The 24527-nt window shown below is 47.8% G+C and carries 18 protein-coding genes; 8 read left to right on the top strand and 10 right to left on the bottom strand.

The window, feature by feature from the left end:
* Positions 1–76: 76 nt before the first annotated feature.
* On the bottom strand, positions 77–1075 hold the full coding sequence (locus SO_RS03025; RefSeq protein ID WP_011070965.1) for an NAD(P)H-quinone oxidoreductase: 999 nt from the start codon (positions 1073–1075) through the stop codon (positions 77–79).
* Between the two features lie 448 nt (positions 1076–1523).
* On the opposite strand from SO_RS03025, the gene SO_RS03020 reads away from it, so the two are divergent.
* The 3 genes from SO_RS03020 (at position 1524) to SO_RS03010 (ending at position 5820) form a co-directional block, all read left to right on the top strand.
* Entirely contained in the window at positions 1524–4637 is a 3114-nt protein-coding gene (locus SO_RS03020; RefSeq protein WP_011070964.1) for a M9 family metallopeptidase, read from the top strand.
* Positions 4638–5053: 416 nt separating this feature from the next.
* Positions 5054–5329, top strand: coding sequence for a type II toxin-antitoxin system TacA family antitoxin (locus SO_RS03015; protein ID WP_011070963.1), 276 nt, complete (start codon positions 5054–5056; stop codon positions 5327–5329).
* Positions 5326–5820, top strand: coding sequence for a GNAT family N-acetyltransferase (locus tag SO_RS03010; RefSeq protein ID WP_011070962.1), 495 nt, complete (start codon positions 5326–5328; stop codon positions 5818–5820). The genes SO_RS03015 and SO_RS03010 overlap by 4 nt, the downstream gene beginning before the upstream one ends.
* Before the next feature lie 97 nt (positions 5821–5917).
* Here the strand turns inward: SO_RS03010 and SO_RS03005 are convergent, their stop codons facing one another.
* The 5 genes from SO_RS03005 to SO_RS02985 form a co-directional block, all read right to left on the bottom strand.
* A complete protein-coding gene (locus SO_RS03005; RefSeq protein ID WP_011070961.1) occupies positions 5918–6196 on the bottom strand; it encodes a peptidylprolyl isomerase in 279 nt (92 codons plus the stop codon).
* A gap of 77 nt (positions 6197–6273) precedes the next feature.
* Positions 6274–8580 carry a penicillin-binding protein 1B gene (gene mrcB / locus SO_RS03000; protein WP_011070960.1) on the bottom strand — a complete coding sequence of 769 codons (2307 nt, stop codon included), beginning with the start codon at positions 8578–8580 and terminating at the stop codon, positions 6274–6276.
* A gap of 77 nt (positions 8581–8657) precedes the next feature.
* Positions 8658–11165 (bottom strand): ATP-dependent helicase HrpB, encoded by a 2508-nt coding sequence (gene hrpB, locus SO_RS02995; RefSeq protein ID WP_011070959.1) that lies wholly within the window; start codon positions 11163–11165, stop codon positions 8658–8660.
* Between the two features lie 208 nt (positions 11166–11373).
* Complete coding sequence (locus SO_RS02990; protein ID WP_011070958.1) at positions 11374–13380, bottom strand: TonB-dependent copper receptor; 2007 nt, start codon at positions 13378–13380, stop codon at positions 11374–11376.
* 206 nt (positions 13381–13586) lie between these two features.
* Positions 13587–15773 (bottom strand): putative bifunctional diguanylate cyclase/phosphodiesterase, encoded by a 2187-nt coding sequence (locus SO_RS02985; protein ID WP_011070957.1) that lies wholly within the window; start codon positions 15771–15773, stop codon positions 13587–13589.
* Between the two features lie 171 nt (positions 15774–15944).
* Here SO_RS02985 and thpR point away from each other — a divergent pair, with 171 nt between their 5' ends.
* The gene (gene thpR / locus SO_RS02980; RefSeq protein ID WP_011070956.1) at positions 15945–16502 is read left to right on the top strand and encodes an RNA 2',3'-cyclic phosphodiesterase; all 558 of its coding nucleotides are present in this window, start codon (positions 15945–15947) and stop codon (positions 16500–16502) included.
* A gap of 159 nt (positions 16503–16661) precedes the next feature.
* Here the strand turns inward: thpR and SO_RS02975 are convergent, their stop codons facing one another.
* Positions 16662–17441, bottom strand: a complete 780-nt coding sequence (locus tag SO_RS02975) for a tetratricopeptide repeat protein (protein ID WP_011070955.1) — start codon at positions 17439–17441, stop codon at positions 16662–16664.
* Positions 17442–17860: 419 nt separating this feature from the next.
* Here SO_RS02975 and crp point away from each other — a divergent pair, with 419 nt between their 5' ends.
* The 4 genes from crp to SO_RS02955 all read left to right on the top strand — a co-directional run bounded on the left by crp (position 17861) and on the right by SO_RS02955 (position 20906).
* Positions 17861–18496 (top strand): cAMP-activated global transcriptional regulator CRP, encoded by a 636-nt coding sequence (crp, locus tag SO_RS02970; RefSeq protein WP_011070954.1) that lies wholly within the window; start codon positions 17861–17863, stop codon positions 18494–18496.
* Positions 18497–18578: 82 nt separating this feature from the next.
* Positions 18579–18926, top strand: a complete 348-nt coding sequence (locus SO_RS02965; RefSeq protein WP_011070953.1) for a PepSY domain-containing protein — start codon at positions 18579–18581, stop codon at positions 18924–18926.
* Entirely contained in the window at positions 18907–19581 is a 675-nt protein-coding gene (locus SO_RS02960; RefSeq protein ID WP_011070952.1) for a response regulator transcription factor, read from the top strand. The genes SO_RS02965 and SO_RS02960 overlap by 20 nt, the downstream gene beginning before the upstream one ends.
* The gene (locus tag SO_RS02955) at positions 19578–20906 is read left to right on the top strand and encodes an ATP-binding protein (RefSeq protein ID WP_011070951.1); all 1329 of its coding nucleotides are present in this window, start codon (positions 19578–19580) and stop codon (positions 20904–20906) included. The genes SO_RS02960 and SO_RS02955 overlap by 4 nt, the downstream gene beginning before the upstream one ends.
* A gap of 74 nt (positions 20907–20980) precedes the next feature.
* On the opposite strand, the gene SO_RS02950 is transcribed toward SO_RS02955, so the two are convergent.
* The 3 genes from SO_RS02950 to astA all read right to left on the bottom strand — a co-directional run bounded on the left by SO_RS02950 (position 20981) and on the right by astA (position 24444).
* Positions 20981–21784 (bottom strand): DUF1338 domain-containing protein, encoded by an 804-nt coding sequence (locus SO_RS02950; protein ID WP_011070950.1) that lies wholly within the window; start codon positions 21782–21784, stop codon positions 20981–20983.
* A 167-nt stretch (positions 21785–21951) separates the two neighbouring features.
* Complete coding sequence (astD, locus tag SO_RS02945) at positions 21952–23415, bottom strand: succinylglutamate-semialdehyde dehydrogenase (protein WP_011070949.1); 1464 nt, start codon at positions 23413–23415, stop codon at positions 21952–21954.
* Between the two features lie 9 nt (positions 23416–23424).
* Positions 23425–24444, bottom strand: coding sequence for an arginine N-succinyltransferase (gene astA, locus SO_RS02940; protein ID WP_011070948.1), 1020 nt, complete (start codon positions 24442–24444; stop codon positions 23425–23427).
* Positions 24445–24527: the final 83 nt, after the last annotated feature.

Here is a 24527-nt window from a genome sequence, read left to right as displayed (position 1 = left end):
GCTCACATGATTTCAGCCATTCCCGGCTAATCTCGATTTCTCACATCACTAGGTCGGTTACAGTAACTTAGTTAGCTCACAATGTTAATACGACTTTCCCCCGATGTTCGCCCGACTGCATTAATCTATGGGCCTTAGGTGCATCGATCAATGGGTACGTTGCAAAAATATGCGGCACAATTTGCTGGCTATCGAGTAATGGCCAAACACGTTCACGTAATTGCCTTGCGATTTCAGCTTTTGCTTCAACAGTTTGAGGCCTGAGAGTTGAACCTGTCCAGACAATTCGCTTCGCCATCAACTGGAGAATATTAACCTCAGCTTTAGGACTACGCTGGGTCGAGACCGACACCATACGACCATCCAACGCGAGAGATTGCAAGTTGAGGTTAATAAAATCGCCACCTGCAATATCAAATACCACATTCACGCCCTTACCTTGGGTAAAGCTCATCACTTCTTCAACAAAGTTTTGGCTGTTGTAGTTCACCACGAGATCGGCACCTAATCCTAGGCAATAGTCACGCTTTTCATCTTGCCCAGTAGTCGCAATCACCTTAGCACCGAGACGATTAGCAAGGGCAATCGCCGTGCTGCCAATGCCACCAGAGCCACCGTGTATCAAAACGGTTTCGCCTGCCTTTAGTCCGGCGCGCATAAATAAGTTACCCCAAACGGTAAAAAAGGTTTCAGGTAATGCGGCAGCTTGCACCATCGAAAATCCCTTTGGAATCGGCAAACAATGAGCTGCATAGGTCAAGGTGTATTCGCCATAACCCCCTCCGGGGACTAAAGCGCAGACTTTATCCCCCAGTTGCCATTGGGTTACCCCTTCACCTAAAGCGCAGATCTCACCAGCCACTTCCAGCCCTAAAATTAACGATGCTCCGGGCGGTGGCGGATAGGCTCCCGCCCTTTGCTTAAGGTCCGGCCCATTCACCCCAGCCGCACTCACTCGGATAAGGACTTGCCCAGCACCAACAACCGGTAAGGAAGAACGGGAAAGTTGCATCACCTCTGGCGCACCGGGCTGTTCAATATGTATATGGGCATAATCATTGGGTAAATCTGACATAGCTAACTCCTTGTACAACTTGGGGATTGTTGCTTATCGCGACAAGAATATCGGCACAGCACACAGGTTGAAACGCATGAACATGGACAACACGTAAATGCTCTTGTTGACCGTTAACGAGTCAACAAAGGGAAGCCTGCAACCTATATCAAGCGAAACCACATTAAAACAGTTGCCTGCTAGATTACCAATCTTTATTAACCGCACGAAAACCTAATAAAAAATACAATAAAAACATAATCATAAAAACAATGTAAAAAAATTGTAAATTTTTATCAATTTACATTGGATATTTTATGCAATTTATTTCATGATAATTCGGCGCCAACTGAATTAGATAAGCATTAAATTCAATTGGACCAATGAGGTCCGAGGTTAATTGCTGTAATACATCGGATAACGCCCAAGGAAGATCTGCTTTGCAGATAACAATAACTATGGATACACCATGAAACAGACTCTACTTTTCGCGGCTATTAGCTTAGCCATTGCAACACCTTCGCTCGCCCATAACCATTCAGTACAAGACCCAAACAATTCAGTAAAAGCGAAAAACACAGCAATCCCTAGTACGCTAGCACCGTTAGCTTCACCGTCAGCGCCACTCAATATTGATGTCAGCCATCGGCCGTTATTGCCCACTGACAGTTTGATAGCCTCACCTAACGAGCCAACACACTCTGAGTACCTCGATGCACATTCTTCACAACAGCAAGCGTTGCTCGAGAACTCTCCGAGATCAAAAGTCAGCCGCTTTGCCGCCAATGCCGACTGTAGTAACTTTGTTGGTAAATCGGGCCAAGCCCTGTTAGATGAGCTAACGCAATCCACGCCACAGTGTGTCGGTAAACTATTTAATCTCAAGGGAAGTGACGCAAGCAGCGTATTTAGTGAAGCGAATGTATCCACAGTTGCCAATGCAATTGCAGCCAAAGCGCCTCAATACACAGGCGTGGATAACCAAGGTATTGAGTCACATATTTACTTTGTGCGCGCCGCGCTTTATGTGCAGTTTTACCACCCCAGCGACGTACCCGCCTACAGCAGCGCGGTGAAAAACAATTTAAAATCAGCGCTTAATGCTCTCTTTGCCAATAACGCCATTTGGACACTCTCCGATGCCAATGCCAGCGTTCTCAAAGAAGCACTGATCCTGATTGATTCCGCCGAACTGGGGGCTGATTTTAACTTTGTCACCCTCAAAGTGCTCAATGACTACAACAGCACATGGCAAGCCAGCTTTGCGATGAATGCGGCCGCCAATACCGTGTTTACCACCTTATTCCGCGCCCAGTGGAATACTGACATGCAGGCACTGTTTGCCCGAGATCATGCCATTTTGGATGCGCTCAACCAGTTCCAACTTAACCACAGGGACTTACTCGGCACCAATGCTGAATATGTTTTAGTCAATGCTGTCAGAGAGTTATCCAGACTGTACTACATTGATGCCATGCGCCCTAAAGTCACCCAATTGGTCAAAAATATTTTAAACAGCACCAGCAAAAATGATTCCAGTAGAGTGCTGTGGTTTGCAGCTGCCGAGATGGCAGATTACTACGATCGCAGCAATTGTAATGCTTACCAGATCTGCGGTTTCAAAGCACAATTGGCCGCCGATAGCTTACCGTTCAATTGGAAATGCTCCGACAGCCTCAAGATCCGCGCCCAAGATCTTTACCAAGATCAAGCTAAATGGGCATGCGGAGTATTAAGTCAGCAAGAAAGCCATTTCCACACGATACTCGAAACGGGAATGCAGGCGGTCGCACAGGATAACAATGATGATTTAGAGCTGGTGATTTTTGGCAGCTCGTCAGAATATCAATCCCTTGCCAACAGCATTTTTGGGATCAATACCAACAATGGCGGCATGTATTTAGAAGGCTCTCCCGCTGGACTTAAAAACCAAGCGCGTTTTATTGCCTATGAGGCCGAGTGGCGACAACCTGATTTTCATGTGTGGAACTTACAGCATGAATACGTGCATTACCTCGATGGCCGCTATAACTTGTTTGGCGACTTCAGCCGCAGCGTATCCGCCAACACAATTTGGTGGATTGAAGGATTAGCAGAATATATTTCATATCGAGATGCCAACCCCGCTGCCATCGCCATGGGTGAAACCGGTGAGTTTATGCTCTCAACCATCTTTAAAAACACCTATGACTCTGGCCAAGACCGCATTTACCGTTGGGGTTACCTCGCCGTACGGTTCATGTTTGAAAACCACCGCGATGATGTTCGCCAGATCCTAACCTTCCTGCGTAATAACCAATATGCTGAATATCAAGCATTTATGGATTCCATTGGCACCCGCTATGACAACGAATGGCGCGGCTGGCTCACCAGCGGTTTAAGCACTACCAACAATGGTATTGTCGATAAAGGCCCAAGTGATGAACAGGCTAATGCCAGTGGTCGCGAAGGCAACTGGGCAGGCCCCGCGGGCACCATCAGCAAAGATTACTCGCCCTGCCAAGTCAGTAACGAAGCATACCGCTACAGTGAGTCTGCCAGTCTCAGTCTTGAGGTACCCATGGAGTGTATTGATGCCAAACAAGGCCGAGCCAGCTTTAGCTTTGCCAATAGTGACCGCTCGGCCCAAGATATTTGGATCAAAATTGGCGGTGGTTGGGGAGATGCCGATATTTATTACGATTCAAGGGGATGGGCAAGTGCTGAAAAAAATCAGGGCTATGGCATCGGCAACGGTAATTACCAAGTGATCAAAGTGAGCCTAAACCCCAATGAACTTTGGCACTATATCACCCTAGAAGGGGATTTTGGTGGTGTTGATATGCTGGTCAGTACCAGTGAGTTAGTTGCCGATACCGATCCCGACTTAGGTGATGGCGATACTGGCGGTGAAGTGCCCAGCAACTGTGGTGCCGCAACCATCAATTACGGCAAGCTAACCCTCGGAAAAGATGAATGTATCAGCGGTGGTCGTAATAGCTTTTATTTCTGGGTCGATGCTGACAACAGCCAATTTAGTGTCAGCACAACCGGGGGAACAGGCGATGCCAATATTTACTTTAATGCCAATACTTGGGCAAGTGCGAGCAATGCCCAAGCCAGCAGTGTAAATCAAGGCAACAAAGAGTCCTTTAGTTTTACGGCAAACCGTGGCTGGCGATATATCACGGTTGATACCGCGAGTGAATTTAGTGGCGTGACCTTCAACCTTAAAGCCGGTGGTGGTGGCAGTAGCGTTCCTAATCAAATTGCCAATGCCTGTGCGACTAAATCACCCGTGAGCTATACCCAACTCACGCCGGGTGATGCCGTCTGCAGCGCCAATGGCCGTAATGACTATTATCTTTGGATTCCAGAAGGGACAAGCCAACTAGAAGTACGCTCGGCCCACGGAACTGGAGATGTCAGCCTTTACTCGGGTCGCAGCTGGGCCAATGCCCAGCAATATGAAGCCGCCTCAACAAACGCTGGCAGCACTAAGGAACAAATCAAGGTCAATAATCCCAGTGCTGGCTGGTATTACATTACGCTCCAAAGTGAAGGCCAAAGTGCAGGTGTGGCCCTTCAGGTAGATTTACGCTAATCAGCCGCGCTATAGCGGTATAAGCTAAAAGCAAAAATCCCTGCTCGGCAGGGATTTTTATTATTTCAATCAGTTTGCACACTAAGGCAGCTTTAGCCTTACCTCAAACTCACGCGCTTCCTGGTAGATTGCTTGGTAAACTGACCATTGTTAACCGCGATTAAAAGTAGAAGTTAATCTGACACTGAATGAACAACAGCCTCGTTTTGTGTCCAGATGTGTTGCGGGAGGTTAACGGCAGCGCCATTGAGGTGAGTGTTTTAATAATAAAGAACATCCAAAAAGAACACTGTCCGTTGACTGGCTCTATTGAGGCGTTTGTTAGCGTGGGTGCCAAAGTGACACAAGGATTGCTTATTGAGCACGTTAACACCATAATACCCATGTGACAGTTTGACACAACAGGAGATAAACATATGGCAACGACTTTGCCTCGCATCACCGCTAGAGTTGATGTCGATACTCAAGATTTACTCACTAAGGCTGCAGCTCTCGCCGGCATGTCTAGTATTAACTCATTTGTTTTAAATGCGGCAATCGAAAAAGCAAAACAAATCATTGAACGAGAGCAAGCTCTAAAACTTAGCCAAGCTGATGCCGTATTGCTGATGGAAGCTCTCGATAATCCAGCGGCAGTCAATACAAAACTCAAATTGGCGTCGGAACGTTATGAGAGCAAAACCCAGCAATGAATACGGTACTTCTCGACAAAGATAAGCACGATAGGAACCGTTTCAATTGTGGTATTGAAGCTCTCAACAATTACATAAAAGTCATGGCGAGTCAGCAAGCCAAGAAAGACAATACCAGAACGTTCGTTTTAGAAGATGATAACAACAACGCCCATATCATCGGCTTTTACACACTGACGATGACACCCATTGATTTGAAGGCACTGCCGGACAAGTTGCAGAAGAAGCACCAATCTTCAACATCAGGAGGGCTCATTGCTCGTTTAGCTGTCGATGAGCGATACAAAGGGAAAGGTTTTGGCGAGTGGCTGCTTATTGATGCCCTCCGAAAGCTACTCGCAGCCAGTGACAGCGTAGCGTTTCCTGTTGTCATCGTTGATGCCAAGGACGGAGCCAAACACTTCTATGAGCCCTATGGATTTCAAGCGTTTCAAGAGACCGAAAACAAGCTCTTCATCACCATAGCAGATATCAGAGCAAGCTTGGGCTAGTTATCTACTAGCCGCTAGCATACTAAAGCCCAAATAAGAAACATAGAATGCTTCCATTTGATTTAATTCAGTTTATTTCACTAAACAGCCGTTAGTTCTAAGTGCGATACAGCACTTTCACCACATGCCAGCCAAACTTGGTTTTAACGAGATGTGGCACTAATAACTCACCAGAAAAGGCGACTTTATCGAACTGCGGCACCATTTGCCCACGCTTGAATTCACCGAGATCGCCGCCCTTTTTCGCTGAGGGGCATGAGGAATAGCGTTTCGCTAAGGCGCCAAAATTCGCACCGTTATTCAATTGCTTAATAATATCTTCCGCCTGCTCTTTGTGTTTAACAAGGATATGCACTGCGGCTGCGGTTTTAAACATCTTGTACTCTCTTTATCAAAAACAGCGGTGCAATTAAATTGCACCGCTATTATCGCTTTACCTATTAAAAATAAGTATTACTGACCTAAAATCTTCTGCCACCACTGCAACGGCTCGCCACAGTTTTTAGCGGGATTATAGGTGCCTCTCAGCGCGGGTAATGCCTCGGTATTGCTGCATCCTGCTTCTTTTGCTTCACCGGTGTCACGGTCAAAATAACCTTTGATCACGCCACTGGGTGGAATAGAACGCAGCCCAATGGGTGGTCGTTCCTTCAAAAAGGCTTGGTATACCGCCATCGCCCCGCTGCTGCCATAAAGACTGGTTTTACCGTTATCGTCGCGTCCGACCCAAATTGCCGCCACGTTACGCTCATCAAAACCGGCGAACCAAGAATCACGGCTATCGTTACTGGTACCAGTTTTACCCGCCAGTGCCACACCGGGGAAGGCGTTGCCTAAGCGCGTTGCCGTTCCGGAGCGCACGACTTGCTGCATGGCATATTGCACCAAAAAGTCGGTATCCGGCGTAATCGCTTGCTCCTTGGCTGAACGCGTTACGGGTAAAGGCTGATTATCACTATCGAGCACTGCGGTGACTGTAGTGAGTTTACGGTAAGCGCCGCTATCGGCGAGGGTTTGATAAACCTGCGCCACCATTAAGGGCGAGCCATTCACCGCGCCCAGTAGCATCGATGGATATTCGTTAAGCGGTTCTTCCCAACCCGATTTGGCTAACGTCGTCACCACTGCATCGACTCCAACGGCAATCCCAAGGTTTACCGTCGGCACGTTCATCGATTTTTTAAGCGCCGTTAACAGCGAGACTTGGCCGCTAAACGTCTTATCAAAGTTCTGCGGTGACCAGGTTTTGCCTTGCTCATTTTTCAAGGTAATCGGCTGATCTTTCAGTGGCGATGCCAAGGTAAATTGACTATTAGGCGCCAAGGCGGTCGCATACACAAATGGCTTGATAAGCGAGCCAATCGGTCTGCGGATCTCCACTGCGCGGTTATAACCGTCAAAGCCCGGCGTTTTATCACCCACCATAGCCGCGATACCGCCAGTGTATTTGTCGGTGACCACCATACCAATCTGCAACGACTTATTGCCCTTATCTAAGCTCTTAAAGGTTTGAGTCACAGCGATTTCGGCGGCTTCCTGCGCCATAGGATCAAGAGTGGTATAAATCTTCACCCCAGATTGTTTTAATAACGCATCACCGTAGCGCTGATTAACCTCTTGTTTTACCAAGGCATAAAACGATGGTAATTTTTGATGCACTGGCTTATTGGCATTACGCAAACCTAAGGGCGACTCCACAGCTACCTTATATTGCGCAGTGTTTAACTCGCCCGACTCCATTAATAGCCGCAGCACTAAATCGCGGCGCTCTAAGCTGCGCTCTGGGTAACGCCATGGGTTGTAGTAAGATGGCCCCTTAATCGCCGCCACTAAAAAGGCTTGCTGCGCCGTGGTTAGCTCGCCGATGGGACGACCAAAATAGAATTGCGAAGCCAAGCCCATACCATGTACGGCACGGGATTTATCTTGCCCCATATACACTTCGTTGAGATAAGCCTCGAGAATCTCGTCCTTGCTGTAGCGAAAATCGATAATCACCGCCATTAGAGCTTCGCGAACTTTACGCAGCAACGAGCGCTCGCTCGACAGAAAGAAGTTTTTTGCCAACTGCTGAGTAAGGGTTGAGCCACCCTGTACGGTTCGCCCAGCGGTGATGTTCACAAAGGCCGCACGCAAAATTGCAAAAGGATTCACCCCGTGGTGCTCGTAAAAACTCCGGTCTTCCACCAGCAATAGCGCCTGCACAATAGGTTTGGGCATCTCTTCGGTAGAGACAAAGAGCCTGTCTTCACCGTCGCCGGTGATCATGCGGTCAAGTAAAACGGGTTCTAAATGGAATACCGCTAACTGGCGCTTATCTTCCATTCGGGCAATCGCGCTGACGCCTTCACTATCGAACGTGATCATCACTCGCTGTTCTGGCTGATCGCCTTCGGGATGTAAAAAGGGTCGACGCCATAATTCGATTTTGGTGCTCGATGCCGAAAACTCACCAACCTCGCGGGGGTTAGCCACTTTGCGATAGCCAAGTAGCTTTAACTCGGCCATCAACTGCGGATGACTCACCGCAGCTCCTGGGTATAACGCCATGGAGCGGCTAAAAACTTGAGCAGGCAAATGCCATTTTTGCCCTTCAAACTTACGGGCGATAATTTGGTCGAGGTAAATACCGTAGAAGGTCACAACGGCGAGGCCGATTAAGGCGAGCTTCCAGGTGAGCGACCAAATGTGCCCAAACAGGCCACGGCTTCGCTTCGCTTTACGTTGGGCTGGCGCTTTTTTTGTCGTATGAGTTGTCATATCTACTTCATCATTTATGCGTTAACGGCATCAGTCATAGGCACAACACGAGGTTGTAAATCAAAGCAGTCTAAAGGCTATGACTGAGATAAACCTAAGGTTTTCTTCTTGGTAAATTTTGTGGGTAGCGTATTGGCAGGGTCGTCCGGCCACAGGTGTTTAGGGTAACGCCCACGCATTTCTTTTTTCACTTCAACATAAGGGCCTTGCCAAAAACTGGCGAGATCCGCCGTCAATGCCAAAGGGCGCTGCGCTGGAGACAGCAGCTCCATCGTCACCTTCAGCTTACCTTGGGCCAATAGCGGGCTGTCAGCCATGCCAAAGGTTTCCTGCAAACGAACCCGCAGCAAGGCGCGACCCGAGGTTTCGTACACTATGGGCGCAAAGGTGCCCGTGGCTAAAGGCCATGAGGTCGGCAACAGTGCATCGAGCGCCTGCTGCTGCGACCAACTCAATTGATTCATCACTAAACTAAAGCAATCGAGTTTTTGTAATTGCGGCAGATTATTCACATTTTCGAGGTAAGGCGCCAGCCAAGTTTCAAGATCAGCCAGCAGAGCTGCATCGCTCATATCCGGCCAATCAGCAGTCGGATCTAAGCTTCTCGCTAAATGCAATCGCGCTTGAAACTGCTCTAAGTTAGCGTTCCAATTAAGAATTTGTAACCCTTGCTGGCGGATATAATTCACTAATGCCGCCACAATTTGCGCTCGATTGGGGTTAGCAATCGTCTCGGATTTCAGCAATATCTGCCCGACTTTTGCTTGCCGCTCAGCAACAGCGCGACCTTTAGTTTCATCCCAGCCGCACTGCTCATGAGTATCAACTAAGTCGGCCAACTCATGATCAAATAGGCTCGGTTGCAACGGACAAGCTAAATAGACCCGCCCAGCAGTTTTACCTTCGGTTTCTTGAAAATCAGCCACCACCAACCAAGGGGTTTGCGCTAAGGCATCTTCAGCGCTGAGCACCACGCCCGTGCCATTGGCCAATTGATAGCCCTCAACGCCACGGGATTTGGCGATGCGATCGGGATAAGCCAGCGCCAACAGTAAGCCCACATCTCGATGATGCGCATGGGAGGCTATGGCGCCTAAATCAGCTTGGGTGAACTTGCTATCAAGGGCGAGCTTTCTCAGCCATTGTTTTGCCTGCTGCCCCGCACTGCCTTGGGTGGCAAAGTGTAAGTAATTCATGATATCAGCGCCTTTGCGGGGCAATCCCCGCGCCTCTAAAATGCCCGCGAGCAGGCAGGCCAAGGCCGCAAGTTCAGTAGAATGGGATTTGGCGGCTAATAACATATGCGCAAGGCGCGGATGACAGCCCAGCTCATAGGCGGCTTTACCATGCGCAGTGAGCTTGTTTTGCCCGTCGACCACGTCTAAGCGCCGCAGCAGTTGCCACGCCAGTGCTTCGTTCACACTGGGCGGCGCGGTCAATAACAGCAAATCGCTGAAGGATTTAGCCCCCCAGTAGGCGCAGTCATGGGCCATAGAAACCAAATCAGCTTGACTGATTTCGGGCTCATCAGCTTTGAGCAGACGCTGATGCTCTTCTTGACCCCATAATCGAATACACACGCCCGCCGCTAAACGGCCAGCACGGCCAGCACGTTGGGTTGCCGAGGCTTGGCTAATACGTTTAAGGCTTAAGCGCGTGACCCCAGTTTTAGGGTTAAAACTCGCTTGGCGTTTATAGCCACTATCGATAACCAGCCCAATGCCTTCAATGGTGAGACTCGACTCGGCAACGTTGGTGGAAAGCACTATCTTGCGCCTGCCACTTGCGTCTGCCTTAATCGCCCTATCCTGTTCCTGCGCAGACAACTCGCCATAAAGCGGACAAATAGCCACACGGCTACCATCGAGGCGCTCCGCCAAATACTGCGCCACCCTGAGGATTTCCGCCTTACCGGGCAAAAACACCAGTATATCTTGCGGGCCACTATCAGTTATTGATGCCGCGCTATCGAGCACTGTGCGGCTCAGATGATCGAGCCAATGCTGTTGGCCCGCGACTGCACGGTAGATGATTTCAACCGGAAAAGTGCGACCTTCACTCTTGAGCAGGGCTGCGTATGGCATTAACTCGCTGAGCGCAAGGCCTGATAAGGTTGCCGACATGGCGAGGATTTTTAAGTCATCCCGCAGTGAGCTTTGCACTTCAAGAGCAAGGGCTAAACCAAGATCTGTGGTCAAATGCCGCTCGTGGATCTCATCGAAAATGATCATATCGATCCCAGTCAATTCAGGATCTTGCTGGATCATTCGGGTTAATATCCCTTCGGTGACGATCTCAAGCCGAGTATCGCGACTTACCTTGGCCTCGCCACGCACCCTAAAACCCACCTCTTGCCCCACCGCCTGCTGCCGACAACTGGCGATAAACTGCGCCACACTGCGAGCGGCCACACGTCGAGGTTCCAGCATTAAAATCCGCCCCGAAATCTCAGCCCAATCCAACATGGCTAAAGGCAAGGCGGTGGATTTACCCGCGCCTGTGGGTGCCTCGAGGATCACTTGAGCGTGCGTAGCAAAGGCATCACGCAGAGATGGCAGTAAGGAATGAATAGGTAGATTGTTCAATGCTACAGGGTCAACAGGGAAAAATGATGCGGCAGTTTAACATAGGCCTTAGGCAGTGTCCCAGCTGCGCTTTTCGCTTTCGCGCCCACAAAACAGATGAATATTTGGTCGTCTAAAAAATACTGCTTTAAAAGTGCTTCTGCAAAAAATAACACGCCCCAATAGCCAGACTCGCTATTAGGGCGACAAATTCAACAAGGATGCAGAGTTAGAACTGGTAAGTCAGCTTAGCCCAGAGATTACGCCCCGGCTCATTAACCCTAAACATGGCTTCGCTGCCAGGAAGATCATTCCCTGTACCCGCCTTACTCACATGCTCAGCGTAGGTCGCATCAAACAGGTTTTCAACACCAAAGATAAAGGATAAATCCTTGCTGTATGACCAAGAAGCATTCAGTGCCAGCGTACCAAAGCCGCTACTTGGGCCTAAGTCTTGGCCCACAATATTGCCGTGACCTAAGGTATAGCGATCCTGCGATGCAACCAGCCGCCACTGCGCCGCCATTGTCCAAGCTTGCCATTGATAGTTAACGGTTAATCTTGCCTCTAACGGCGATATTTGCCCGAGTGCGACCTTGTCGGTATCGTTTTCACCATGGGTATAACTTAAGGTAAGTTGAGTCGACCACTGCTCATTAAGCGCATAGTCTAGGCTTGCTTCGCCACCGAATAAGCTAGCATCGATATTACGCGCCACCGTGGTGTTGCTGGTCGAATCAATCAGAATATAGTCATTAATCTCACCATAAAAGAGTGACACTGACGCTTCTACCGGACCTTGGTAAATCCAGCCAATATCAAATTGATTGGTCGTTTCAGCCTTAAGATCAAAGGCTTTTTGTGCTGGATTATCGGCACTGGCCTTCATGATCTCCCAATAATCTGGCATCCGCTGCGCCGAGCCAAATCCAGCATAATATTGGTGAGCATCGAGTTGATACTCATAACGCACATAACCGCTGTAGAGGGTATCCTCCCGCTCACCCTGCTGGGCGATTAACAATTCGCCATCCCAGCGATCGACCCTCAATCCAGCGTGCAAGCTACTATTGCCTACGCCTTGGTTATCAAAGCCATAGCGGGATTCGGCAAACAGCCCGTAGTTTTTATAGCGCATATCTTCCTTAAACGGCTTATTGAGTAAGTCGTCTAAACCAACATCCCCCGTTGCCATACTGCGGCCATCATGCACACTCGACATATAATCCAGCCCCAGTGTTAATTCGAGGGCATCGAGCGGGGTTAAATCAAACCAAAGATGACCACCGTCGGTCATCCGGCGCACATTCGAGCCAGAATTTACCCCTTCATCAAATCGGTCCATAATATGGTCGTTTTTGTTACTAAAGGCTTGTAACTCGACTGCGGCCAACCAGCTCGACTCAAACTCATGTTGGATCAGTAACGCCGCATCACGGTTATCAATTTGACGAGCTTTATTTAATCGGTCGGCATACTCTGCCTCACCGCTCGACTCACCGTAGGCTAACTCCACAACGGTGCGCTCAGTTGGCGTCCAACCTAGGGCCAAATTACTGTTTTGGCGGTCATAACTGGATTGCACCTTATTGCCATTGCCATCCTGATAATGATCACTACTCGATTGATTAATATCAAAATCTAGGTAGTAATTTTTATCGCCTGCATTCAACTCCACCATTGCATCTCGTCTGTCAAAACTGCCACCAGTCGCACTGGCGCGCCCTTCAAGATCCGCTTGATTAAAGCGATGGCGATTTTTCTCAAATAAAATCGTGCCCGCGGTGCCGACAGGGCCGTATTTCACCGTCTGTGGACCTTTAATTACCGTTATCTGATCGTAGGTTTCGGGATAAATATAATTGGTTGGCGGATCCATACGTCCACCACAGGCACCATACACATGCTGGCCATCGTCAACGATGTTTAAGCGCGACCCCCCCTGCCCCCGAAACATAGGATCGCCACCGGAGCCGCCTTTGCGAGTAATGTTAAATCCTGGGATCGAGCGCAAAAATCCCGAGCCATCATAGGCGGGTAATGGCAGACGATTTTGTTTGGGATCGCTAACTAAGTGTACGGGTTGACGCATTACATCGGCGGTAACCAGCAGATAATCTTTACATTTTTGGTCTTCACCACAATCGGTCGCCTCTGCAGACCAACCCAATTGAGGTGCTGTGGTACCTAAAATACTCGCTAACATAAGCGCTAATTTGATCGGTTGATATGGCATGAATTTCCCCTACAAATTGTTTTTAATGATTTTTGTGGGGGTATTGTTATGACTAGCGAAGGAAGCGCAATCAAAACTCTGCTTGGCGCGACAATCTGTCGCAGCTAAAACTGCGTGGGTTCACAATATGATAAATATTGATAAATTAATCACTTATAAATTAAGCATTGCAGGTTTGTAAAAACTCAGTCGCTGAATAACCGCCGTTACAGCAGCCAAGACTCGGCCAACCCTGAGGTTAATGTAAGCAAGGGTGTTGGTTTGTTAATCGCATAGCCTTGGGCATAATCGACACCTAAACTCTTTAACTTCAAACCGATTTCTGTCGATTCAACAAACTCGGCCACAACATCAAACCCCATATCTTGCCCTAACTGACAAATGGCTTTGACGATCGCTTGATCCGCGCCATCCTCACACAGATTAATGACAAACTGGCCATCGATTTTGACATAATCCACATTCAGACGTTTCAGGTAAGCAAAGCTTGAAAATCCCGCCCCAAAATCATCCAGCGCGAGCTGGCAATTTAATGGTCTAAGCACCTCAATCAATTTAGTCGCTTGATCTAATTGGCTAACGGCGGCGGTTTCGGTGATCTCGATGCAGAGCTTATCTACCAGCTCAGGTTCAGTCATTAACCGCATTTCGAGCCAATTCATAAACTCACTATCGCCCAAAGATGTCGCTGAAAGGTTGACGGATACCAGCCCTAATTGCTGCCATATCGCTAAATGATTACTGCCCCATTTAAGCAGATTATCAATAACCCATAAATCGATCTTCGCGGCCAAATTATAACGTTCAGCGGCGGGCAAAAAGATGGCTGGCGAAACAATGTTGCCATTAGGCTGCACCATGCGAAGTAGCACTTCTAAATGCAATCCGGACTCATCATAATTTAACGGTGCAATACTTTGAAAATACAGCTCAAATTGATTTAGCGCGAGGGCACTAACAATATCCACCGAGGCCATCATTTCAGTATAGAGACGGGTCATTTTAGGATCTTTAGTACTGTATAAATGCCAACCATTACGCCCCTTGTCCTTGGCGAGACGGCAAGCCGCATCGGCATGACTCATCACGGCATAAATGTCGGAGGCCGACCGATTGAACTTAGCAATCCCCATGCTCACACTGACGTTATGGCAGCGATTTTCCCAGATAAATTCGTGGGTTGCTAACTGAGTACAAATCCGCTTAGCGATATGCTGCGCCGAATCCACATTGCAGTAATGCATTAAAATACCAAACTCATCGCCACCGAGACGAGCAACGATATCGCCCTTACGCACCAGTTGTTTAAGCCGTAATGCCAATTGGCACAATAGCTTATCTCCGGCTTGATGCCCGCTGATGTTATTGATCACCTGAAACTGATCGACATCGATAAAGGCAACACAGGTGGGCATATCATCCTTAGCATGCAGCAGATTTTCGAGTAAGGCTTCAAAGTGCAGCCGATTAGGTAATCCGGTCAGGGCATCATAATTGGCATGAAAAGAGAGCTCATCGGCGAGTCGATATTTTTCACTCACATCTTCAGCAATCATCACTAGCGTATCTTTATCGCCGTAGATCTGGCTAAAACTGAGCCTTAACCAATCCAAGTGATGCTGTGATTTTAGCGGCAATTCGCACCAAGCTTGCCCCAATACACCTTCACGCACCATATGCAGCGTATCGGTGAGCATGGCATGTTCCTCTTCGCGCACCATGCTAAATAAATCGTATCCATGTTGTACAGGCAAAGTTTGCAACGCGATCTTGTTCAGCATCATCAGCTGATTTTGTTTATCAAGCAAGGCGCAGGCCAAGGGCAATTGGTTAAAGACTTCGCGGTATTTGTTTTCACTCGCTAACATATCGTGGGCGATGCGCGTCAGCTCCATCGCCGAACCTATCATCACCGCCGCATGTTGAAACTCCTGAATAAACGCCTCGCTCCACTCACAACATTCAGAGCAATTAACCGCACCAAGGGCAATACGGGTTTCCCCAAACACCACTGGAGGTAACACGAGTAAACTTTTAACATCCCAGTCCCGGAGCAGCGCCCGTTCCGCCTGAGCTTCTGGCGGTAACGTATTCACATCAGGTAAATTCAGCAGCTTTGGATTTCTCACAAGGGAGCGAAAAAAAGACATACGCGCAAGTGGCCACACACGGATCTGCTGGCCTTGGGTAAATTGCGGTTTTAAGTAAAGATTACGGGTGCGTAAATGGTCGAGGGACAAGCTCCCGGTGAGAACAAACACCCCATCACAGTGCAATTGGAGCGTAATCGCCTCTAAGGCTCTATCAACATTTTGCTCTAGGGTTTCTAGCGGCGTTTCGCTAAAAATCGTCACTAATGCCTGTTGGAGTGGATTTGCTAAACCATCTGACATGAAAAGGGATTTCCTTACCTACAATTCCATTTAAGGTATTATTGCCACACTTCCCAGAAATCAATTCAAACCATCGAAAACCGATGATGAATAACGACTGTGGGACTTTCTGTATTTCCAAACAAAAGCATAGCTCATGTTTGGCGTTAGAACAGGTAGCGGAGATAAAGAGTGTTACAACGACTATTTCTTGGATTTGCCCCCAATGACACTCAGCGCCAGCAACTTTTGCAGTTGCAGCAATGCGTGACACCGCAGTTAACGCTCCATGCTAAACCCGTGAGCAAGGCTAATTTTCATCTCACCCTCGCGTTTTTAGGCTTAGCCAATCAGGCTCAAAAGACACAACTGCTCGAAGCCGTTGATAAACTGCATCGGCCACGATTTACAGTACAACTGGATAAGCTCGCCGTTTGGCCCAAGGCGCAGGTATGCTGTTTAAAGGGAGATATGGTTAGCCCGGCTTTGGCGTTACTGGCATCGCAGGCGCAAAATTTAGCGCAGCAGTTGCAATTGCATCAGAGCGAACATCCGTTTCGACCACATATCAGCTTGTTTAGAAAAACCAAGTATTTCAACGCTTTTGATAATGAACTTGCCCTTAAGGATCTAGCGAAGACACCGATAACTGAGCTAACAATCACTCCAGATCAGATCCATTTGTATCTTTCTTCAAGCAGTGATAGCGGTGTGGAATATCACATCTTACATTCTTGGCCACTCGAATAGCTGAAATCCGCCTACAAAGCAGCCTGAGGCTAAACCATTAAAGCAGCAACTCATCCCAACACACTGAGATCCACATCATCAGCACTGCAATAATTAACCCCAAAATAATCAGCCCGAGCATGGCTCGGGCTGATACTAAGACTTCAGCAAACAAGTAGACTACTCAAGCAAACGCAGCGTCTCACGGTAGGCCCGTTTTTGCTCATAGCTGTGTAAACGCTGTTTAAACTCATCGGTTTTAGTCGCTTCAGCGGTCATCTTCAAAGCAGCAATCGCTTTTTGCTGTGTCGAAACCGCAGCGCCAAAATCACCCACTTCCGCATAAGCCGCAGCTAAGTTGTCGAGATTCGTCGGATCGTTTTCGTTGACCTTTAGGAGTTGCAGAGATAACTCAAGCGCTTTATTACCATCACGATATTCGGCTTCTGGACAGGTTGCGAGAATCCAAGCTACATTGCCAAGAGCAATATCATCGCCAACACGGGTAAATTGCTCGACCGCTTTGCCACAGTTGCGCTTAACACCATCGCCACCCGAAGCGTAAATAAAACCTAAACGGAACTGTGCCCAACGGTTGCCACGTTCACCCATATCTTTATACCAACGTTCGGCCACGGCTAGGTCACGTTTAATCAACTGGCCTTCAAAGGAGAGATCCGCCAAGGTTTGCTGGGCTTTTTCGTGTTGCTGCTCGGCAGCGAGGGTTATCCAGTGGAGTCCAGATGGCACCTCTTGCTGCACATAACGCCCAGAGAGAAACATGAGTCCTAGTAAAAATTGCGCATCGGCATCACCTTGCTCTGCCTGAACTTGAATATGCACAAATTTACTCGCCGCAATTTCATTTGCTGGCTGCGGGATAGAAAATGCGTGTGCAACAGAACTTAATCCTACGGATAAAGTGAATCCTGCACCCAAAACCCATTGCCTGTATTTCACCTGGTAACCTCTTCGAAAAACAACCGCGCCTCAAGTTAGCCTGAAATACGTCCATAAGTCGAGTGTAAATAGGCTTAATTGCCCTTAATAAAGGGAAATATCACCGCTGATTTTTAAATTTATCTACTCATCCCATCAGGTCACTAAGGTTTACGATTATTTTCCTCGCAAAAAAACCTTAAAACGTTATATAAGATGTGATTAACTCTACAGAGTTAAGTGAATCCAGTGAGTTTGACACCGATTTAGTTGACTAATATCACTAAAGTAGCAAAATAAGCTCTAATTTTAGGTTGTTAATTGCATTTATTCACTCATTCTAAACTAAGATGTTCATCTCGTTTTTGTGGGTGTTATTGACGTAAAATGCTTATTTAGAATATTCTTACTTTCGTTTTAATCAATCGAGGAACATCGACATGGCTCTGATTGGTAAGCCAAAACCAGACCCAACTTTGGAATGGTTTTTATCACACTGTCACATTCATAAGTATCCCGCTAAAAGCACCTTGATCCATGCTGGTGAAGACTCAGACACCCTTTATTACATCGTAAAAGGTTCTGTTGCGGTATTGATTAAAGATGAAGAAGGTAAGGAAATGATCCTATCTTATCTTAATCAAGGCGACTTTATCGGTGAGTTAGGATTGTTCGAAGAACAAGCTGAACGTACCGCTTGGGTTCGTGCTAAACAGGCATGCGAAATTGCGGAAATCTCTTACAAGAAATTTAAGCAATTAATCCAAGTTAACCCTGAAATTTTGATGAAGCTATCGGCTCAAATGGCGTATCGCCTGCAGAGCACCAGCCAGAAAGTGGGCAATTTAGCTTTCCTCGATGTGGCAGGTCGGATTGCGCAAACATTGTTGCATTTAGCCAAACAACCCGATGCCATGACACACCCAGACGGTATGCAAATTAAGATCACTCGCCAAGAAATTGGCCAGATCGTTGGTTGCTCCCGCGAAACTGTGGGTCGTATCTTAAAGATGCTTGAAGAACAAAATCTCATTCAAGCACACGGTAAAACCATTGTGGTATATGGTACCCGTTAAGTTAGACTTCAGCTTGATTTAAGCCTGTATCATTAAAGTGGCCTAGCATAAAAACTAGGCCATTTTTATTGGGGGAGCATAAATGAAACGGCTGTTATTTATCGGTTTTTTCAGTCTGTTTACGCTGGTGCATCCAACAATAATTAACGCCGAACCGATTGAATTAGAACATTATCAAGCCAAGGCGTTAGTCAACTCTGGGCAAATTCTATCACTCAATGGCACCCTTGCCGTGGTCAATCAATTTTGCCAAGGTGAACTAATTGACGCACATCTCTATCAAGAAGATCATAAATGGCGTTATGATTTGCAAATCAAAGTTCAACGCGGCCAAATTGTGAATCTGAGTATTGATGCCACCAATGGTCAACTTGAACACTCCACCGCACTACCGAGCGAATGTCGAAAACATGAAACTGCTACTCGTTGAAGATAACCCCATGCTGGTCTCCGAATTGGAGAAGCAACTCAAACAGGCTGGCTATGTTACTGATATTACAGACAAAGCGCTTGAAGCCGATTACCTAGTAAAAGAAACCCAATACGACTGTGTGATTTTAGATATTGGGCTTCCCGACGGTAATGGATTGGAATTACTCGAAGGCTGGCGAAATCAAGGGATTAGCACCCCAGTGATCATGCTAACCGCTCGCAGCCAATGGCATGAAAAGGTCGAAGGCTTTAATGCTGGCGCCGATGATTATTTAGGTAAACCCTTCCACGCGCAGGAATTGCTAGCGCGAATTCAGGCACTTATTCATCGTGCCCATGGCCGTTTAAATAATCCCAACAAGCAACTTAGCTATGGCGGCGTCACCTTAGATGAAGCCGAGCAAACCGTCAGCGTTGGCGAGCAGCTATATGAATTGACTGCGATGGAGTTTAGACTGTTAAAAATCTTCCTCATGTCGCCTAAGAAGCTGTTATCTAAGGCACAATTAACCGATAAGCTCTATCAGTTTGACGACGAGAAAGAGAGTAATGTGGTTGAGGTTTACGTGACTCATCTGCGTAAAAAACTTGGCAAAACCGCAATAGAAACCCGCCGCGGTCAAGGTTATATCTTCCACGGCGTGGCTGCATGATCTCTATTCGCACTAAGCTCAGTTTATGGTTAACGGGCTTATTGGTGTTAGGCACAGTGATTGGACTCATATTATTTGAGTCCATGCTGCGCCAAGCGTTTCATGACTCGATTATCAATCGCTTAGAAGAAGATTTAGAGCACATTATGCTGGCGACCCATTTCAATAATGGGGAGATCCATATCGATCAAAGCCAACTATCAAGCTTTTACCGCCCCGCCTATTCGGGGCGTTATTTCCAGCTCAACCTCCCCAATGAAGTGATCCGCTCCCGTTCACTTTGGGATATGCAGCTCGATATCGAGCCTTTAGCACCAAGTCAAACCCGAGTTTGGCAGGCAAAGGGACCCAAAAACAATGACATGCAGTTATTATCCCTAGGATTAAATTCCAGCAGCGCGAATGTAACCGCGACACTCACCGTGGCGCAGGACTTGAGTATCGGTCGACGGGTATTTAGTGAAGTCTACGGCACTAAGCTTGGGGTTAACCTTGCAATGTTAGTGGCGATGATCGCGGGGATCTTCTTAATCCTGCGCCAATCGTTTAAGCCCGTGAAACAAATCCAACATGCGCTATCACGCCTACAAGAAGGTGAGATTAAGGCCTTGGAGTTAAACAATATTCCACCGGAAGTTCAGCCGCTGGCCAAGACCTATAACGAATTACTGGAATACACCGCCAAGCAAATTGAACGCAGCCGAAATAACTTAGGTAATTTAAGCCACGGCCTAAAAACCCCACTGGCCGTAATGCAGCAACAGGTCGAAGCCTTAGGCCTTAAAGATCCCGAGACCGCTATGGCGCTGCAACAACAGCTCGATGCGATCCATAAAATGGTCGAACGTAAGCTCGCCGCAGCGCGGATCACTGGCGATATGTTGCCCGCAGCGCAGTTAGTGGTCCCAAGGGATCTCCATAGCCTCGCCAATACCCTAAACAAAGTGCATAGAAGCAAAAACATCAGCTGCAACTTTGAGCTTGACCCGAGTATCCAGCGTCTACCCATCCATCGGGAAGATGGTATGGAGCTTTTAGGTAATCTGTTAGATAACGCCTTTAAATGGGCGGATAGCCAAGTCACAGTCAAACTTTGGAAAGCACAAAACAAACTGTATCTCAGCATTGATGATGATGGCCCAGGCGTTGCCGATGATGAACTGGATAAACTCACCCAAAGGGGAACTCGACTCGATGAATCGGTCATGGGCCATGGTTTAGGTTTATCGATAGTCAAGGAAATCGCCGAGCAATATGGCATTGAGCTTAAATTTACCCACAGCCGCCGATTATCTGGACTCTGTATTGAGCTGGTATTGAGTTAACGGTTTACAAAACAAAAACGCCATCAATCGATGGCGCTTTTATTTGAGGTTAATTCAGCAACAACCTTAATTTATTAGGCTTTTTTCGCGTTGGTGCTCTCAAAAATCTTATCGGCCGATGCGGCCACAAAGCCAGTGTACAGTTCACCATTCGCCTTTGGATAACGCAGGGCGAACTCATAGAAGCAGCTTGGGATTTCAACCGTCGCATCGCTAAATTCTACGGCGATTTTATCGGCCATGGTCGAAGATTGCTCCAATAACACCTCTGGCGAACCTTTGATTTCACCACCTGAGGTATTGAGCACAAAGCCCGCTTGCTTGAGTGCATCGTTCACAGATTCTAAGGTATCAAAACCCTCGAGGTGGTTGATAGAAACCGTAAAATGATTGGCGCGGTAACCAAAAGCTGCGACCCAAGCCGCATATTCACTCTCTTCAAGCAGCGCTTCATAAGTCTTAGAATCCAGCGTCCAATGGCGACCTGAATAGATAAAGTTATCCGCTTTGGTCGCTTGTTCATCCACTTGAGCAATTAAGCCTTGAATAGTGCTTTGCAGTGCTGAACTAAACTCTTCCACCAATAGCTCAGAAATAAACACCTTAGGCTGAGTCGCATCTGGATGTTCAAAATGCTTAGCAATCAGTTTTTTCTGCTCAAACTTATAATCACCACAGGCTACATAACCTAAAGAGGTAAAATGCTCTGCTAACACAGCTAAATTAACCTTAGCGATGTTAAAAGTACGCAGGGCGATATGGTCGTTGATAATCGGTTTACCGTGCCCAAGCAGCTCGTGCACCTTGGCCGCAGAAGGGGTCATTTGAATATAGTCTTGCCACAAAGCGGCAAATAACGCATTGATATCGGTGTGCATAAAAAACTCCTTTTATTGTGCTGCGGTGATTTAGGGCGTGTTATTTTACCGCTCGCACTCAATGTAACGATCTTAACCACTTGCTGCACGACAACCCTCGGCAGCAGCCCAAGTAACGTTACTGTTTGTAATGAAAAAGGAAGAACCTCGGTTCTTCCTCATTTGTCTCACGATAAAGTTAATCCAGGGCTTAGAGTTGCCGGCAAGCTCACCGCATCAGCCTCAACGGAGGCAACAGGATATGCACAATAATCGGCGGCATAAAACGCACTCGCTCTGTGGTTACCCGAAGCGCCTACGCCACCAAAAGGCGCGGCCCCCGAGGCACCTGTGATCTGCTTGTTCCAGTTAACAATGCCAGCACGAATGCGGGCGAGAAAATACTCATAATCCTCACGGCTATCTGCCAAAATACCTGCCGATAGGCCATAGCGAGTTTGATTCGCTAGCTTAATCGCCTGATCGAAATCACTGTAGCGCACCAGTTGTAGCAGTGGACCGAAGTATTCTTCATCGGGCAACTCACTCACCGCAGTCACATCGATAAGCCCGGGCGACACTAAGCCTGTTCCCGCTTGTAAATGCATAAGTTCAACCAAAGGCACCCCGCCTAAACTCAGTAAGTTAGCCTGCGCCGCCACCATACCTTTCGCTGCCGCTTCGGAAATCATTGAGCCCATAAATGGTTGTGGCTGCGCGTTCCAAGGTCCGACTTTAATCTGCTTAACCGCTTCAACCAACTTGGCCACTAAGGCATCACCCTGCTCGCCTTGCTCAACATAAAGCCTGCGGGCACAGGTACAACGTTGGCCTGACGAAATATAAGCCGATTGCAAAATATCGTGCACCGCGGCTTTAATATCGGCAACGCCTTTGATAATCAGCGGGTTATTACCACCCATTTCTAAGGCGAGGATTTTCCCCGGATGACCCGCATATTGTTGATGCAATAAGTGACCCGTGCGAGAGCTGCCAGTAAAGAACAAGCCGTCAAGTTGTGGGTGAGACGCTAGCGCCTTGCCCGTGTCGACTTCACCTTGGACTAAGTTAAGTACACCTGCGGGCAGACCCGACTTTTCCCAAAGCGTAACCATTAACTCGGCAACTTTTGGCGTTAATTCAGAGGGTTTAAACACCACGGAATTACCCGCAAGCAATGCAGGGACGATATGGCCATTGGGTAAATGCCCTGGAAAATTATAAGGCCCAAACACGGCAACCACGCCATGGGGTTTATGGCGCAGCACGGCGCGCCCAGCCGGAGTGTCATTGGTTTCAGTGCCGGTGCGCTTATTGTAAGCACTGGCCGACAGACCAATCTTACCGATCATGGCAGCCACTTCAGTTGCGGTTTCCCATTGGGGTTTACCGGTTTCTTGCGCAATCGTTTCGGCTAATTCAGCTTTATTGGCTTCGAGTTGACTACGATAGGCTTCAACTATCTTTAAACGCGCATCAAAACCCAATATAAACCAATCAAATTGTGCCTCACGGGCGGCATCGACTGCGGCGTTAACTTGTTCAGCGGTAGCTGTTTGGCCACGCCAGATAATTTCGCCATTGGCAGGGTTACTCGAGGCCACATCATGACCCTTACCGGTATGCCACTGGCCTTTAATAAAATGTGTCATTTGCTATTCCTACATTGCCAAAATACGGATTTGATCGCCTTTTACGAGTAATAACTCCTCGGCGAGTTCTGCGCTAATCACGACCTGGTCGGCTTTTTCCTCGATGCAAAGATAAGCTGAAGTCGCCCTGTAATTGGCCAATTGGGTGTTAGAGACAATAAATTGCTTATCAGATTCAGGCATATCACCAATATCGACCGTCAGCAGACGGCTTTCACGCACGGCGCGGATATCGGTTAAGCGGCATTCCACCGTTGGTCCACCATCGAAAATATCCACATAACCACGGCACCTGAAGCCTTCGGCTTGCAGCAGGCTTAAGGCGGGACGCGTATTGGTATGCACTTCGCCGATCACTTTCTGTGCTTCTTCTGGCAGTAGGCAAACATACACAGGGTTACGGGGCATCATCTCCGCCATAAAAGCTTTTTTGCCTAAGCCAGAAAGGTAGTCCGCCTGAACAAAATCAATACCTAAGAAGTTTTTTTGCAGCCAACCATAGAAGGGAGAATGACCATCGGCATCGCTCACACCACGCATTTCAGCAATCACAGTCTCGCCAAAACGCTTTGCATGTTGAGCTAAAAACAGAAAACGGCTGCGGGACAACATGCGGCCATTATTCCCCTTACGATAGGGTTCCCGTAAAAACAGGGTACAAAGCTCAGCGGCACCTGTGTAATCGTGACAAAGGGTTAAGGTTTCAACCTCATTACGCACTTCAATTTGTTCGGAATAGTACACTTCGGTGCCAAGGCGATAATGGTAGAAGGCATCCTCCATACCGACAGCCGCCTCAATGGCGCAGGTGCCAACAACTTCGCGGGTTTCGGTATCTTCAAGCACCATCAAATAGCCTTCATCGAAGGGCTTATCGACAACTTTGACAAAAGAGGCTTCGGCACGGGCAATTTTATGTCGAAGTAAATCGGCATTGACTGGCAATGAGGTAAAGCCATGGCCTGATTCTTCGGCAATTTGGTATAGAGATTCAAAATCGCCTGCCCGAATGGGACGTATGATTAACATCTTAGTGTCTCCTCACTTAAGCTTGCAGCACAGCAAGGCACCCATCTTCAAAAGACAGGTATCATGCCTGCAAGAATTCCCTG

The organism is Shewanella oneidensis MR-1 (assembly GCF_000146165.2).
In the GTDB taxonomy this organism is placed as follows: domain Bacteria; phylum Pseudomonadota; class Gammaproteobacteria; order Enterobacterales; family Shewanellaceae; genus Shewanella; species Shewanella oneidensis.
This window is presented reverse-complemented; position numbering and strand designations above follow the sequence as displayed.

What these genes read in the sequence shown, in the direction of transcription:
- SO_RS02955 (WP_011070951.1), top strand. Translation starts at nt 19,578, where the DNA reads ATGATCTCTATTCGCACTAAGCTCAGTTTATGGTTAACGGGCTTATTG.
- SO_RS02965 (WP_011070953.1), top strand. Translation starts at nt 18,579, where the DNA reads ATGAAACGGCTGTTATTTATCGGTTTTTTCAGTCTGTTTACGCTGGTG.
- SO_RS02990 (WP_011070958.1), bottom strand. Translation starts at nt 13,380, where the DNA reads ATGCCATATCAACCGATCAAATTAGCGCTTATGTTAGCGAGTATTTTA.
- astD (WP_011070949.1), bottom strand. Translation starts at nt 23,415, where the DNA reads ATGACACATTTTATTAAAGGCCAGTGGCATACCGGTAAGGGTCATGAT.
- SO_RS03015 (WP_011070963.1), top strand. Translation starts at nt 5,054, where the DNA reads ATGGCAACGACTTTGCCTCGCATCACCGCTAGAGTTGATGTCGATACT.
- SO_RS02985 (WP_011070957.1), bottom strand. Translation starts at nt 15,773, where the DNA reads ATGTCAGATGGTTTAGCAAATCCACTCCAACAGGCATTAGTGACGATT.
- SO_RS03020 (WP_011070964.1), top strand. Translation starts at nt 1,524, where the DNA reads ATGAAACAGACTCTACTTTTCGCGGCTATTAGCTTAGCCATTGCAACA.
- SO_RS02950 (WP_011070950.1), bottom strand. Translation starts at nt 21,784, where the DNA reads ATGCACACCGATATCAATGCGTTATTTGCCGCTTTGTGGCAAGACTAT.
- mrcB (WP_011070960.1), bottom strand. Translation starts at nt 8,580, where the DNA reads ATGACAACTCATACGACAAAAAAAGCGCCAGCCCAACGTAAAGCGAAG.
- SO_RS03010 (WP_011070962.1), top strand. Translation starts at nt 5,326, where the DNA reads ATGAATACGGTACTTCTCGACAAAGATAAGCACGATAGGAACCGTTTC.
- SO_RS03005 (WP_011070961.1), bottom strand. Translation starts at nt 6,196, where the DNA reads ATGTTTAAAACCGCAGCCGCAGTGCATATCCTTGTTAAACACAAAGAG.
- crp (WP_011070954.1), top strand. Translation starts at nt 17,861, where the DNA reads ATGGCTCTGATTGGTAAGCCAAAACCAGACCCAACTTTGGAATGGTTT.
- SO_RS02960 (WP_011070952.1), top strand. Translation starts at nt 18,907, where the DNA reads ATGAAACTGCTACTCGTTGAAGATAACCCCATGCTGGTCTCCGAATTG.
- SO_RS03025 (WP_011070965.1), bottom strand. Translation starts at nt 1,075, where the DNA reads ATGTCAGATTTACCCAATGATTATGCCCATATACATATTGAACAGCCC.
- astA (WP_011070948.1), bottom strand. Translation starts at nt 24,444, where the DNA reads ATGTTAATCATACGTCCCATTCGGGCAGGCGATTTTGAATCTCTATAC.